The organism is Kribbella sp. NPDC005582, assembly GCF_040605415.1.
Taxonomy (GTDB): domain Bacteria; phylum Actinomycetota; class Actinomycetes; order Propionibacteriales; family Kribbellaceae; genus Kribbella.
Map to the genome: position 1 here is coordinate 1 of NZ_JBEXCU010000011.1, position 14,808 is coordinate 14,808.

Here is a 14,808-nt window from a genome sequence, read left to right on the forward strand (position 1 = left end):
GCCCAGCCACACCACGAACGTCACCGATGTCCTGAGACATCAACTGTCACCGATGTCCTGATACAGAACTGTCACCCATGTCCTGAGACATGACACCACCGTGAACCCGTCGATTTGGCGCATTCGAACACATGTTCTAATATGTGTCCATGACGATTCACTCGGCCTGCGCCCCCAGCGAGCAGTTGCTCGCCGGGAGTTCCGCGCGCCGAGCGACCGGCCGGTTGGCCCTCGTCGCCCCGCCGGATGACCGGCCACGAGGCACCTTCTTCCCACCTGACGACCCGTTCGAGCCGCCCGACGACGCCTACGACTTACTTGACGTCGGCGATCCTGAGGCGTCGGCGCTGTTCAGCGAGGAGGAGTACTACGACAGGGACCTCCCGCCGATGTCGGCTGTCGACCAGTTGGAGTGGGAGCTCTGGGCGTCGGCCGATCAGGACGAAGCCGAGCTGTTCATGCTGCGCCAGGAGGCGCCCGACTGGGTGTTCCTGCCGCCCGGCGGTGCGCTGGCCGCGGCGTTGGAGCCGGTCCGCCCGCAATGCCTGTCACCAATGGCGGCGATCGAGTTCATCAAGGCGGCGTCGCGACTCGCATCCTGGGCCGAGGCGCTCAAGGCCGGCGCCATGGCTTCGTTCTTCCGCCAGCGCAAAGCGCAGGAGGCCGAGACCCCGCGTCCCGAAGAGATCGATTCGTCCGGCCGCCCCGTCGACCCGGAGCGCTCCTGGGCCGCCGAGATCGGCGCCGCCCTACACCTCTCCACGAACACCGCGGCCCGACACATCGAGACCGCACTCCACCTGTCCGGCCCAGTAGCCGCCACTCTGACCGCGCTGCGCACCGGCGCACTCACCTGGTCGAAGGCCTTGGCCATCTCCGAAGCAACCCGAGGCTTGTCGGACGAAGACGCGAAGTCCGTAGAGGCCCACGTCCTCAAGCGCGCCGCCTCCCAGACCAATGCCAACCTCCGCAAGTCGCTTCGCACCCAAGTCGCCAAGCACCAAGCAGCCACCGAGGCCGACCGCCACCGCGAAGCCGTCCGCGAGCGCACCTGCAAGATCGTCCCCCTGCGCGACGGCATGGCCGGGCTCTGGGTAGTGCACACCGCGGACCGCATCCAGCAGATGTGGGTGGCGATCAGCGCCATCGCCGACCTCGCCAAGCGCCCCACCGCTGCGTCCAAGCCGGCCGCGGCGTCCAAGTCAGCCGCTGGGACGCCCGGGCATGCCGCCGCAGCGTCGCCGGTACGCACTCGCGCCACCAACCGGTCTGCCGCAACTCCTGAGAAGTCCGCGTCAGGTTCTCCGGGCGCGCCTTCGGCCGCTGACGCCTCCATCGCGAGCCCTGAGTCGCCCGTCGCTGCATCTCCCCGCCCTGACTCCGCAGCCCCGGGACCCGACCCCGCAGTGCCGAGCGCCGATTCCGCAGCCCCGGGAACCGACCCCGGAGCGCCGAGCGTCGATTCCGCAGCCCTGGGAACCGACCCCGCAGCGCCGAGCGCCGATTCCGCAGCCCTGGGTGCCGACCCCGCAGCGCCGAACGTCGATTCCGCGGCCCTGGGTGCCGATCCCGCAGCTCCGATCGCCGACCCCGAAGCGTCGGTCGCCGTCTCAGCAGCCCTGGGCGCCGTCGCCGCATGTCCGGGTGCCGGGCCCGGATCTACGATCGCCGACTCGGTAGCTCCTGTGTTCGCCGCGACCAGTCGAGTCGCGCCGGGCCAGTCCGCACCCGCAACGACCATCGAGCCCACCACCCCGGCGGACGTCCACGATCCGAGGTCGGAGCCGTCGGCAAACGCCAGCACCACCTCGCCAGCCGAACCAGACCAGCGGAACGCAGAGCAGCGAAGAGCTGACGTCATGGCCGACCTGTTCGGCCACATCATCCACAACGGACTGGACTGGCTCGGGCGCCGCCTGCCCGACCAACACCGCAGGCGTCCACACATCGAGGTACTGATCCCGGTCGGTACGGCGCTCGGCCTCGACAATGAGCCCTGCGAGCTGACCGGCTACGGCCCGATCCCCGCCGAGCTGGCCCGCCGAATCGCCGAAGACGGCACCTGGCGACGCCTGCTCACCGACCCGACGAACGGTGTCGTACTGGAAGCGTCCACGACCCGACACGACCCGAGCGCACTGGTCACCGAAACACTCCTGGCCAGGCATCCGGTGTGCGCGTGGCCCGGCTGCAACCGTTCGTCCCGCGAATGCGACCGCGACCACGGCACGCCGTTCGCTGTCACCGGCCGAACCAGCCTGGCTGGCCTCGCGCCGTACTGCGAGTACCACCACGTCGTCAAAGACACCCCACGCTGGGGTTGGAAGACGGAGAACCGCCCAGATGGCTCCGTCACCCTGGTAGCCCCCACCGGCCACCGCTACACGACCGTCCCACCGGCGCGCGGGCCCATCACCCGGCAGCCCGCCACACCACCTCGGTACGACGCTCCGCCCGCACGCACCGATGCACGCGCATCGCATCCGCGGTCGCCCGAGGCAGTCCCGGCCAACCCGTCGTTGCCAAGTGACGGTGCACCGCAGAATCGCTTGCAGGGAAGGTCGCTCCGTGGCGACTTGGGATCCTCGTGGTCTGGTCGGCCGGTCGGGGATTTGCCGCCGTTCTAGCGGTGACAGCAGGTCGGTTGCCGGAGTGGTTGCCGATCACGCGGCTGGTGGAGGTGGTGGCGGTCTTCGGTCTACTGCTGTGGGACTGATGGGTTGGATGCTTACTACTTCGGCGGTCCGCTGACCTTCAACTCGGTGGGCCCGGTCGGTTGTTGCCGACGGCATTGGAGTTGGCGTGCTGCGGTTCAGTGCGTACCCGCTATCTGCGTACCGATTCGCCGCCGAGTGAGCCGCACGCTGGCCGCAGCCGCGGCGTACGGGCTGCATGGACCGCACCTGGGGCTGAGCGTGAGTGAGCCCGGTTCATGCGGGATCTGCTCCGGCGTGGATCGATGGCCGACTCCGCAGAACGGTACGGCGCGATGGTGATTAGCTGCGCGCAACCTCGGCTGCGGGGAGCAGGTGCTGCAGATCGAGCCGACCCCTCTCAGCGTGATCTTCGACCAATTGGGCGGGCCGAGATGTGGTGGCTGAACGGTGGATCGTTCGTCGCAAGTCACCGATCGCAGGTGGCAAGGTCGTGTAGTCGCACAGAGCGGTTCATTGCTGGTGGATGGTCGGCTGGGGGTGCCAAGGGGAGTTCTGGCAGGCAAGTTGTGGTGGCAGTGGTCGTGGCGCTGGACGGGGGTGGCAGCAGTCGTGGGGCTGGGAAGATGGTGGCCGAGAGCGCGGGGGCCGGTCGGTGGGGTAGAGCTCCTGCCGGGAACCGTTACCGGTGATCGACGCGTGAGGCGCAGCTGCACACCCTCCTCGCAGACCTGTCCACAGATTCTCGCGTTGGCGGGCAGAGGAGGTGTGCCATCGCCGCGGACTGACCTGGCGGGGTGCCGCAGGTCGCACGAGAAAGTCGTGCGGATCAACCACGGAGTCGGACGAGAGATCGCGCGGGCCGGGCGCTTGGTGCTGTTGGTCGCTGGGCGCGTCCAGCGTGCGGAGGTACTTGACCTGCGGCGGGCAGCTAGCCGTCCGCGCGACTCATCCGGAAATGTGGTGTTACCCGGCTAACTGGCTCGGGCGGGGCCCAGCGGTCGTAGGCGGCGGCGTTCGGTGGGGTGGTGTAGGTCGGCGCTGGCGTTGTCTATGCGGGTGAGGTGGCGGCCGGCGCCGGTGATGGGGCAGGTCCAGGTGCCGTCCATTTCGACCAGGCGGACGCCGGGTTGGTCTAGCCAGCGCAGTACCAGGTCGATCTCTTCGGGGGAGGCGGTGGCTACGGGGCCGATGCCGGGGAGGACGGTTTCGGCGGAGGCTCGAAGCATTTCCAGGTAGCGGCGGGGGTCGGTGCCGCGGGGGCTGATGCCGGCGGCGGCGAGGCGGCCGCGGCGGATGACGTGGAGTTCCCAGCCGCCGTCGTCGGTACGGCGGGCTGCGCAGATCTCGGCGCAGCTGGTGACGGAGGCCATCCGCTGCATGCGGGCCGAGCTGCGGAGGAAGGCGCTCAGGCGGTCGCGGTGTACTGCTGCGTCTTCGAAGCGTTCGTCGGCGGACAGTACGTCGATGCGGCGGTCCAGGGCGTCGATGACGGGAGTGGGGTCGGCGGTCAGGGCGGTGCGGAGGTTGTCGACGAACTCGCCGTACGAGTCGGTGGAGATGCGGCCGTCGCAGGGGGCTACGCAGCGGCCCATTTCGGCCAGGACGCAGGGGGAGAGGCGAGGGGTGCGGGACATGCGGGCGGTGCATTGGCGGATCGGGAACGCTTCGTGGAGGGCGGCCATGGCGCGTTCGGCGGTCTTGCGGGAGCTGAACGGGCCGAGGTAGCCGCCGTCGTCGTCGCGGACTTGTTTGACCAGGGAAAGCCGCGGGAACGGCTCGACGGTGACCTTCAACCAGTGCTGCCGCTCCGGGAACTTGGAGCGTCGGTTGTACCGCGGTTTGTGTTCCGCGATCAGGCGGAGCTCCCGGATCTCGGCTTCGAGCGACGTACCGCACTCGATTCCGCGGACGGCGGTCGCGATGCCGACCATCTCGCCGATTCTGTTGCGGGTCTCGGAGGCGGTGAAGTACGAGCGGACGCGATTGCGGAGATCCTTCGACTTGCCGACGTACAGGACCTCGCCGCGGTCGTCGGTGAACAGGTATACGCCGGGGGCGTGCGGCAACGACTCGGCCAGGTGCCGTTTGGCGCGGACGGCCGGGGCGACGCGTGAGTTGAAGGTTTGCAGGTCCTCGAGCGTCTGTACGCCGAGCGATCCGACGCGCTCGAACAGTCCGTGCAGTACGTCGACCGTGGCGCGGGCGTCGGAGAGGGCGCGGTGGTTCGGGGTTGTGGTGGTACGGAACAGTTTCGCGAGCGTGCCGAGCTTGCAGTTGGGGGCCTCGTCCGGGGTGATCACGCGGCGCGCCAGCAGGGCGGTGTCGACGACGGTGAAGTCGGGCCAGTCGTATCCGTGCACGAGAGTGTCGTGTTTCAGGAAGCCCATGTCGAACGGCGCGTTGTGCGCGACCATGACGCAGCCGCGGGCGAACTCGAGGAAGGCCGGCAGCACCGAGTCGATCCGGGGGGACGCGGCAACCATTGGGTTCGTGATGCCGGTCAGTACGGCGATGAACGGCGGGATCGGCTCGCCCGGATTGACCAGCGTCTGGAACTCGCCGATCACCTCGCCGGCGCGCACCTTGACCGCGCCGATCTCGGTGATGCCCGACTCGCCGGGCGCGCCGCCGGTGGTCTCCAGGTCGACCACGCAGAACGTGATGCTGTGCAGCGGCGTCCCGAGATCGTCGAAACTCGGCTGGACACCACGGATCGGCTGCGACGTCGGCAGCGACGGTGACGTCTCGGCCGGCAGGGATGTCGGCGCGGGCGGGCTGGTCATGGCAACGACGCTAAAAGCCGCCACCGACAATTCCGCAGGTGACACGCGAGCGAGTCGACTACGCTCTCGGTATGCGTACACAGGCGATCACCGCGAAACCGGCCTTCGGGCCGCTTCGTTGTGGTCTGCATCACGGGCCGCGTGCGGTGGCCGTCACCCCAGCCGGACTGCGGACCGGTGACTGAGGCAGGCACCGCCGCGAGCTCCGCCGCTACGACTTTGCCCGAACCCGTCCGGCAACGAGTGCTCACTCTTGCCGCGCAGGCGCTCGGCCAGCTTCCCGCGACCGATGTCCCGGCGCCGTTGCGCCGGTTCGCGAGCTTTGCCCCGGCGAAGCGCGCCAAGCTCTCGGCGTCCGTGCTCGGTCCGATCCTCGAGACCGACGAGCACTTCCGCCGGCTGACGGCGTTCCAGGTACGGCGGGAGCACGCGGAGCTCGGTGACGCGATCGCCGAGGGCATCCCGGTGCCGATGGCGGACCCGGTCGAGGTCGCCGCCTTGGCGTACCTGCTGCGGCCGGAGGACTGGGAGCAGCGGATCGCCGCGGCTGCCCAGCTTCCCGTTGAAAAGCCCAAGACGGATGACGAAGCCATCAGCCGGCTGTCGGACCAGCTCGACCAGGCGCGCACCGAGACTCGCCAGGTCCGCGAACGGCTTCGTGAACAGGTCAACGAGCTCAAGGCCGAGAACGTCACGCTGCGACGCAAGCTCAACGAGGCCCGGCAACGGATCACGGGACTGCAGAGCGATCTCGAGCAGCGCACCACTGAAGCGGAGACCGCTGATGTGCGCGTGGACGCCGTACGGGCTGAGGTGGATCGGGAGGTACGCCGATTGCGTGCGCGGATCACTGAGCTTGAGGCGGTGGAGCACGCAGTACGTCGTACGGCGGGGCAGGAGCGTGAACTCGCATCGACGCGTACTCGGCTGCTGCTGGACACGGTGATCGAGGCGGCGAGTGGGTTGCGCCGGGAGCTGGCTCTGCCTCCGGGCGGGGAGTTCCGTCCGGCCGACACTGTTGCCGGGTTGGAGCCCGCAGCGGCGCCGGTGGGGCGGACTGCGCCGGAGGACGATCCCGCGCTGTTCGACGAGTTGCTGGCGTTGCCGCAGGTGCATCTGATCATCGACGGGTACAACGTCACGAAGACCGCCTGGCCGACATCGCCGTTGCACTCGCAGCGGCAGCGGCTCGTGACGGCGCTCGGTGCTTTGGTGGCGCAGCGGCGGATCGAAGTGACGGTTGTGTTCGACGGAGCTGAGTTGTCCGGGCCGGTGCAGCTGAATCCACCGCGGGGTGTTCGGGTGCGGTTCAGCCCGGCTGGGGTGATCGCCGATGAGGTGATTCGGCAACTGGTGCGAGCCGAGCCGCCTGGACGGCCGATTGTTGTCGTCTCGACCGATCGGGAGGTTGCCGAGAGTGTCGGGAGACTCGGTGCTCGTTCACTGTCCGCGACGAGTCTGATCAGCCGGATCGCCCGCGCCTGATCACGCCTGCCGATCAGCTGCCGTTCGGCTGTCTTCAAAAACTGTCGGCGGGGTTCTCTAGCGTCCTTCTCAGCCGGATGCAAGTCCGGGTGCATCCCCACTTTGGAGGACGTTGTGCTGATCGACTGCGACGCCTGTGTCATGCGTGGTCCGGGCTGCCAGGACTGCGTGGTGACCGTAGTGCTCGGCTTCGCCGCAGAGCGCCAGGACACCCTGCGGATCGACGACGATGAGCGCGCCGCGCTCGACGTACTGGCCGAGTCCGGTTTGGTTCCACCGCTGCGGCTGGTCCATGCCGTCGACAGCGTCCAGCCCGGCACTGTCGGTGACGGTGAAAGCCAGGACAAACGGCCGGCCACCGGGACCTGATCGACGTTAAGTTTGGATCAAACCCGAGGGGCGAATTGCACCGGTCACGAAACGGTCACTACTGTTACGTCCTGTTGCCTCAGGGCGCCGGTTGATCGGACCGGCCGGGCAGCGCGGAAGCCGAGGGAGTGACCTCGCGGGTGGTTCGGGCGTTAAGCCTGAAGAACCGGCGTGGTTGACGGGGACGGCGTCGAGCAGAGGAAGGGACCGACCGGGCTGTGTCCACCGGACGCATCAACCGCACCAAGGGAATCGCCCTCGCCGCCATCACCAGCACCGCTGTCGTAGCGGGTGTGCTGTTCATCCAGTCGGGAGCGGACGCCGATCCGAAGCCGACGATCGATGAGGCGAAGAAGCAGGTCGCCGCGCTGCAGCACAAGGCTGAAGAAGCCGGTGAGTCGGCCAACGACCTCCGTGGGCAGATCACCGCGTCCCAGGCTCGTCTCAAGGCCCTGCAGACCGCCATCGACAAGCAGCAGCGCCAGGTCGACACGGTGAAGCGTCAGATCGGTTCGCTCGCGGTCGCCGGCTACCAGACCTCCGGGATGTCGACGACGGCGCAGTTGCTGCTGTCCTCCAACCCGGACCAGTTCCTCAGCCAGGCCTCCACCGCGCAGGCCTTCGCCGGCCAGCAGAACGCCGTCCTGCGGAAGTTCCAGGACGCGCAGGGCAAGGTCACCGACCTGCAGGGCAGCGCGCAGAGCGAGCTCGCGCAGCTCCAGGCCGTGCAGAACCAGCAGAACAAGCTGATCGCCGAGGCGAAGGCGAACCTGAACGCCGCCGAGAAGGTCCTCTCCAAGCTCAGCGACGCCGAGCGCCGGCGGATCGCGGACGAGAACGCGAAGGAAGCCGAGAAGGCGCGCGACGAGCGTCCCAGCCGGGACAGCGACCGGATGGACGACGACCTGCCGGTGCCGGCCAACGGCCGCGCCGGGCGAGCGGTCCAGGTCGCGCTGGCCCAGATGGGCGACCCCTACATCTGGGGCGACGCCGGACCGAACTCGTTCGACTGCTCCGGCCTGATGATGTACGCCTGGGGCAAGGCCGGCGTCTCGCTGTCGCACTCCTCGAAGGCGCAGGCCAGTGAGGGCCGCCGGGTCAGCAAGAGCCAGCTGATGCCCGGTGACCTGGTGTTCTACTACAGCCCGATCTCGCACGTCGCCATGTACATCGGCAACGGCCGGATCGTGCACGCCTCCCGTCCGGGCAAGCCGGTCAAGACCGACCCGATCGACCTGATGCCGTACAACACGGCTGTTCGCCCGGGCTGACCCGTCAGCTTGCGATACTCACCGGCTCCGGGGTCCCGACCCCGGAGCCGAGTCGTTTCACGACCGTCCAAGTGCTCTACTGTCGGAGGAGGCACGTAGTGTCGCGCCTGACTGGGGCAGGTGAGCAGCGAGGGGCCGAAGTGATCGACGAGCAGAGCGACACCGTGCCGATGCCTGCCGTTCAGCCGTCCGCCACGCCTGGATCGATCGTCAAGAAGGTCGCGATCGGGCTGGCGGTCTGCTTGGTGGCCGGGGCTGGTTATGCCGGTCTCCGGCAGGTGGCGAACGCGCCGGCGGACCCGGGCGGCGCGCCGATCGGCTCGCGCGATCCGCAGACCTCCGCCACGCCTGATGACGAGGCCGCGGCCGGCGTGCAGCGGGCCACCGACGGTGGTGCGGTGCTGCAGGCGATGGCCGACGCGGTGAAGCGTGACAACCGCAGCGAGTTCCTGGACACGGTCGACCCGCGGTCGACGGCGTTCAAGGCCAGCGCGCGGACGATCTTCGCGAACCTCGAGCAGCTGCCGATCGGGACCTTCCAGTTCCGCTACATCAGCGACGACACCGGCGCGCTCACACCCGACCGCACGGCCGAGCTCGGCGGTTCGGCCGCGTGGCTCGCTCAGGTCGAGGTCTCCTGGCAGCTCACCGGGTACGACGTGAAGCCGGCGCGCGCGATCCTGCCGGTGACGTTCGTGACGCGGGACGGCAAGACGTACGCCGCTTCGTTCTCGGAACGCTTCGTCGCGGGGCAGCGGCGTCCGGTCTGGACGCTGGGTGAGCTCGATGTGGCCAAGGGCAACCGCAGCCTGGTGATCAGCCTGAAGTCCGAGGCCCAGGCGGAGGCGTACGTCGCGGTCGCGGATCGGGCGGTCACCTCGGTCAGCAAGGTGTGGGGCAAGGCCTGGCCGCAGAAGGTGGTCGTCTACCTGCCGGCCAAGCAGTCGCAGATGGAGGCCGTGCTCGGCGCCGCGCCGAACACGTACACCCAGATCGCGGCCGTCACGATGGCGGAGCTCGACCAGCCGCAGAGCGGCGCGCCGGTGCGGATCGTGGCCAACCCGAAGCTGTTCGAGGAGCTCGGCAAGCAGGGCCGCCGGATCGTGCTGACCCACGAGACCACGCATGTCGCTTCCACCGCGACCGCTTCGCCGGTGCCGCTGTGGCTGGCCGAGGGGTTCGCCGACTACGTCGCGTTCACCGCCGTACCGGTGCAGGACGAGTCGGCGGCGAAGGAGCTGTTCAAGGGGATCCGGGCCGGCAAGGTCCCGGCCTCGCTGCCGGACACGAACGCGTTCGCCGCGTCGTCGGCGGATCTGTCCCAGGCCTATGAGTCCGCGTGGCTCGCCTGCCGGCTGATCGCCGAGCGCGAGGGGCAGCCGGCGCTGGTGAAGTTCTATCGCGCGGTGCACACGTCGAAGAGCTCGAGCGGGCTCGCCGACGCGTTCAAGTCGACGCTGGGCATGACCGAGCAGGAGTTCGTCGTCGAGTGGCAGAAGTACCTCAAGAGGCTCGCAGGTGCCTGAGCGGGTACCGCGGCTGACAGCGCTCCTGCTCGCGGTCGCACTGGTCGTGGTGATCGTCACCACGACCCCCTGGCACTTGATCGACCTGCCCACGCCGGACCCCACCCTCGACTTCACTCCGGCCGAGATCGCCCGTCAGCAGGCGTTCCGGTCCGAGCTGTTGCCGTGGTCAACAACCTCCTGGGTGCTCTCCGTCGTCGTCCCCCTCGTGATCGGTTTCAGTCCGCTCGGCCGCCGCCTGTACGACGCTCTCCGGATCAGCCGCTGGTACGTCGCCGTACCGGTGCTGATCGCGGCGCTCGGACTGCTCACCAGCATCATCACGTTGCCCACCGACATTTTGGCCGAGCGGGTCAGCCGCGAGTACGGGCTGTCGGTGCAGGGCTGGGGACTGTGGGCCCGCGACCGCGCGGTGAACTGGTTGCTGGTCGCACTCGCGATGGCCGTGATTGCCGTGTGCCTGATCGGGCTGGCGCGGCGCCGCCGGAGCACTTGGTGGTTGCCTGCGGCCATCATTACCGCGCTGCTGGTGCTCGGGGTGTCGTTCGCGTATCCGGTTCTGGTCGAGCCGCGGTTCAACAACTTCGCGTCGATGCCGGCGGGGCCGCAGCGGGACGACTTCCTGCGGCTCGCGGCGGAGGACGGCGTACCGGTCAAGGACGTGCTGGTGGCCGATGCGTCGCGGCGGACGACGGCTCTGAATGCTTATGTGTCGGGTTTCGGGTCGACGCGGCGGCTGGTGGTCTACGACACGCTGCTGAAGGAGACGCCGCCGGCGCAGACCCGGCTGGTCGTCGCGCACGAGCTCGGGCATGCGGCCGAGGACGATGTCCTGCACGGCACGCTGATCGGCGTACTCGGTGCTGCGTTCGGCGTTGTGTTGCTGGGAGCGTTGCTCGGGGCAAGGATGGCGGACCCGCGGCGGACGGCGGCGTTGCTGGCGCTGATCGCGATCGGTACGACGGTCTCCGGGCCGGTGCAGAATCTCGTCAGCCGGCGGATCGAGGCGCGCGCGGACTACCATTCGCTGCGGCTCACGAACGATCCGCAGAACTTCATCGCGATGGAGCACAACCTCGCCGTGACGAACATCTCCGGTCTGACGCCGAGCCGCTGGCGCTACTGGATGTTCGCGTCGCACCCGACCGCGCCGGAGCGGATCGCGATGGGTCGCGCCTGGGCTGCTCAGAAATGACAGTTCTCGTTGTCACCAACGACTTTCCGCCGCGGCAAGGGGGGATCGAGACCTTCGTCCGGCAGCTCTGCGATGAGCTGCCGGACGTGGTCGTTTACACGTCGCAAGAGCCTGGCCACACCGAGTACGACGCGGCGCTGCCGTTCCCGGTGATCCGCGATCGAACGTCGATGCTGCTACCGACGCTGCGGGTGACGCGCCGCGCGGTCGAGCTGATGCGCGAGTACGGCGCGGATCGGGTGCTGTTCGGCGCGGCCGCGCCACTGGGGTTGATGGGTACGGCGTTGCGCCGGGCAGGCGCACGTCGGATCGTTGCCATCAGCCACGGTCATGAGACGTGGTGGGCGGGTGTGCCCGGAACGAGGCAGGCGCTCCACAAGATCGGCGACGCGGCGGACACGCTGACGACGGTCTCGTCGTGGTGTGCCGAGCGGATCGCGCCGGCCCTGTCACCCGACGCGGTACGGCGGATGCGCCGCCTGGCGCCGGGGGTCGACACGCAGCGCTTCTTCCCAGGGTGTGGGGGAGGGGAGCTCCGCAAGCAGCTCGGCCTCAGCCACAGCACCGTCGGCCCCGCTCACCCCGCAGCCGGTCGCGCGAGTGCCCCATCATCTCCCTTTGTGGTGTGTGTTTCCCGGTTGGTGGCGCGGAAGGGCCAGGACACGCTGATCCGGGCTTGGCCCCGGGTGCTTGCCGCGGTGCCTTCTGCCACGCTGCTGCTGGTTGGCGGTGGGCCGGATCGGCAGCGGCTCGAGGCGCTGACGGCCGCGACCGGCGTCCAGGAGTCGGTGGTGTTCACCGGGCCAGTGCCTTGGACCGACATCCCGCCGTACCTGGATGCGGCGGACGTGTTCGCGATGCCGACGCGGACGCGGCGGTTCGGCTTTGAGCCGGAGGCGCTGGGGATTGTCACCCTGGAGGCATCGGCCACCGGGAAGCCGGTGGTGATCGGGGACGCGGGCGGGACTCCGGACACGGTCCGGCATGGCGAGACCGGCTACCTGGTGGATCCGTACAACCCGGTCGCGGTCGCCGTACGGATCGTGGAGCTGCTGACCGATCCGGCCAAGGCGCGACGGATGGGCGCGGCCGGTCGGGCCTGGGTCGAGGATCAGTGGACCTGGCAACGGTCCGGGGCCACGCTGAGAGAACTACTGGACATCTAGCTGGGCCTGTCGTGTACTCTCGCACCATGCATCAGATGTTCAGCCTTGTAGCAGCCGTACGAGCTTCGTGCTCTCCGGCTGCCGCTGCCTGACATCTTCTTCCACCACCGGCGACCGGAAACGGTTCGCCGGTTTTGTTGTTTCTGACGCCAGGTGACTCGGTTCCGGTCTTCTCTCAGACAAGGACCAGAACCATGACCACCACGCTCGACCGGACCCTCACCCGCACGTTCGTCGACTTCTTCCAGCAGAACGGGCACATCCCGACCACCGGGTCCACGCTCATCCCGCGGCTCGGCGATCCGGTGCTGTTCACGACCTCGGGGATGCATCCACTGACGCCGTACCTGGAAGGCGAACCGCATCCGATGGGTCGCCGGCTCGTGGGCATCCAGCGTTGCCTGCGCACCACGGATCTCGACGAGGTCGGCGACCCGACGCACCTGACCGTGTTCGAGATGCTCGGCTCCTGGTCGCTCGGCGACTACGGCAGCAGCCAGACGCTGCGCTGGGGTTACGAGCTGCTGACCGAGGGCTTCGGCATCGATCCACGCCGGCTGTACGTGACCGTGTTCGGCGGGGACAGTCAGGTCCCGCTCGACCAGGAATCGTTGCAGACCTGGCAAAAGCTGAGGCTGCCGGTCGAGCTCACCACCGAGGACAACTGGTGGTCGAACGGCCCGACCGGTCCCTGCGGACCTGACTCGGAGATGTTCGTGTGGACCGGCGACGGTGACCCGGAGGGTACGCCGACCACCGACGACCGCTGGGTCGAGGTGTGGAACCACGTGATGATGCGCTACCGACGTCACGACGACGGTTCGCTGGAACCGCTGCAGCAGCAGAACATCGACACCGGTCTCGGGCTGGAGCGGCTGACGATGCTGCTCGAAGGCAAGGACTCCGTGTACGAGACGTCGTTGTTCGAGCCGTGGATGCGGGAGATTCCGAAGCTGTGGCAGCTGGACACGCGCGACCAGCGGATCGTGATCGACCACCTGCGATCGAGCATCGTGATCGTTGGGGACGGCGTGCACCCGTCGAACACCGGGCGCGGCTACGTGCTGCGCCGGCTGATCCGTCGCGTGCTCACGCTGCTGTGGAGCGGTGACGAGTCCAGGTCGTTGTCCGACCTGCCGCTCGAGCTGTTCGAGCACACGCTGAACCACTTCCACCAGGGCGAGACGGTGACGCTGGTCCGGCGGATCCTGATCGACGAGGAGATCCGGTTCAGCAATCTGCTCGAGCGTGGCCGCAAGGTGCTCAGCCACGAGCGGTTCCACAAGTCGCTGGACGAGACCGACTACGAGTACCTGCACGAGACCCACGGGCTGCCTCGCGAGCTAGTGGACTCGCTTAGGTGAGGCTGGCATCCAGTACGTCGGTGGGCGCGGGAGCCTCCGGGGGATTGACCTTCCCCACCGACGACTGGGCCACGAAAGCGCCGATCAGCACGATGATGCCGCCGATGATCTGGTTCGTGGTCAGGTGCTCGTTCAGCAGGATCAGGGCGAACAGGCTGGCCGCGACAACCTCGACGTACGCGACCGCACCCGCGATGGCCGCGGACAGACGCTGTACGGCGGCCGCGCCGGCGAGGTAGGCGATCACCGTGCTGACGACGATCAGCCAGCCTGCCATCATCCAGCCGGGCGCGTGCCGGTCCCCGATCGCGATTGTGTCGGTGAGCACGTGCCACGGCGTCTGCCATGGCAGCGCGATCAGAGTCAGTACGACGGCGCCGACCACACTGCCGGCCGCGGTCATCACGAGAGGATCGGCGACGCCGGTCAGCTTGTCGATCAGGATGAAGTACGTCGCCTGGCACGCGGCCGCGGCGAGTCCGGCCAGCAGACCGATGAGGTCGATAGTCAGTCCGGACCAGATCTCGGCGACCGTCGCCAGGCCGATCAGGGCGATGCCGACGCCGATCGCGGCCGACCGCGGTACGGCGACCTTCTGGCCGAACTTCAGCCACAGCACGACCAGCACCGGACCGGAGAACTCGAGCATCAGCGCGACCCCGACCGGCAGCCGGCTGGCCGCGACGAAGAACAGCGTCTGGCAACCGGCGATCCCGGTCAGGCCGTACAGCGCCAAGGGCTTCCAGGAGGCTCGCGCGGCGCGCAGGCCGGCGCTGCCGCGGAGTACGAGGACGAGCGGAACGAGCAGCAGTGCCGCACCCAGGATGCGCACCCAGGCAGCCTGCTGCGGCGAGAAGCCGGCACCGATCAGCGCCTTCGCGAACGGTCCGGAACCGCCGAACGTGACGGCCGAGAAGATCGCGAAACCGAGCCCTACCGACTTCGTGCTGTACATGAGCATAACGTTCTCATGCTCATTACATGACTGTCGA

At 68.4% G+C, this 14,808-nt stretch carries 10 protein-coding genes; 8 read left to right on the top strand and 2 right to left on the bottom strand.

The window, feature by feature from the left end:
- The first annotated feature begins 149 nt into the window (after window positions 1–149).
- Window positions 150–2,627 (top strand): DUF222 domain-containing protein, encoded by a 2,478-nt coding sequence (locus ABZS29_RS37715; RefSeq protein ID WP_355469747.1) that lies wholly within the window; start codon window positions 150–152, stop codon window positions 2,625–2,627.
- A 1,001-nt stretch (window positions 2,628–3,628) separates the two neighbouring features.
- Here the strand turns inward: ABZS29_RS37715 and ABZS29_RS37720 are convergent.
- Entirely contained in the window at window positions 3,629–5,440 is a 1,812-nt protein-coding gene (locus ABZS29_RS37720; protein WP_355469749.1) for a DEDD exonuclease domain-containing protein, read from the bottom strand.
- A 177-nt stretch (window positions 5,441–5,617) separates the two neighbouring features.
- Here ABZS29_RS37720 and ABZS29_RS37725 point away from each other — a divergent pair, with 177 nt between their 5' ends.
- From ABZS29_RS37725 to ABZS29_RS37755, 7 genes are all read left to right on the top strand, one after another.
- A complete protein-coding gene (locus ABZS29_RS37725; RefSeq protein ID WP_355469751.1) occupies window positions 5,618–6,925 on the top strand; it encodes an NYN domain-containing protein in 1,308 nt (435 codons plus the stop codon).
- A 171-nt stretch (window positions 6,926–7,096) separates the two neighbouring features.
- Window positions 7,097–7,294 carry a hypothetical protein gene (locus ABZS29_RS37730; protein ID WP_355469753.1) on the top strand — a complete coding sequence of 66 codons (198 nt, stop codon included), beginning with the start codon at window positions 7,097–7,099 and terminating at the stop codon, window positions 7,292–7,294.
- 218 nt (window positions 7,295–7,512) lie between these two features.
- Window positions 7,513–8,565 carry an NlpC/P60 family protein gene (locus tag ABZS29_RS37735; RefSeq protein WP_355469755.1) on the top strand — a complete coding sequence of 351 codons (1,053 nt, stop codon included), beginning with the start codon at window positions 7,513–7,515 and terminating at the stop codon, window positions 8,563–8,565.
- Between the two features lie 98 nt (window positions 8,566–8,663).
- Window positions 8,664–10,091: a hypothetical protein gene (locus ABZS29_RS37740; RefSeq protein WP_355469757.1), complete on the top strand. Its 1,428-nt coding sequence runs from the start codon at window positions 8,664–8,666 to the stop codon at window positions 10,089–10,091.
- Window positions 10,084–11,286, top strand: coding sequence for a M48 family metallopeptidase (locus ABZS29_RS37745; protein WP_355469759.1), 1,203 nt, complete (start codon window positions 10,084–10,086; stop codon window positions 11,284–11,286). Before ABZS29_RS37740 ends, ABZS29_RS37745 begins: the two co-directional genes overlap by 8 nt.
- Window positions 11,283–12,452, top strand: a complete 1,170-nt coding sequence (locus ABZS29_RS37750; protein WP_355469761.1) for a glycosyltransferase family 4 protein — start codon at window positions 11,283–11,285, stop codon at window positions 12,450–12,452. The genes ABZS29_RS37745 and ABZS29_RS37750 overlap by 4 nt, the downstream gene beginning before the upstream one ends.
- 194 nt (window positions 12,453–12,646) lie before the next feature.
- Window positions 12,647–13,816: an alanine--tRNA ligase-related protein gene (locus ABZS29_RS37755; RefSeq protein WP_355469763.1), complete on the top strand. Its 1,170-nt coding sequence runs from the start codon at window positions 12,647–12,649 to the stop codon at window positions 13,814–13,816.
- Here ABZS29_RS37755 and ABZS29_RS37760 read toward each other — a convergent pair.
- Window positions 13,809–14,771, bottom strand: coding sequence for an EamA family transporter (locus ABZS29_RS37760; protein ID WP_355469765.1), 963 nt, complete (start codon window positions 14,769–14,771; stop codon window positions 13,809–13,811). The genes ABZS29_RS37755 and ABZS29_RS37760 overlap by 8 nt on opposite strands.
- Window positions 14,772–14,808 lie beyond the last annotated feature (37 nt).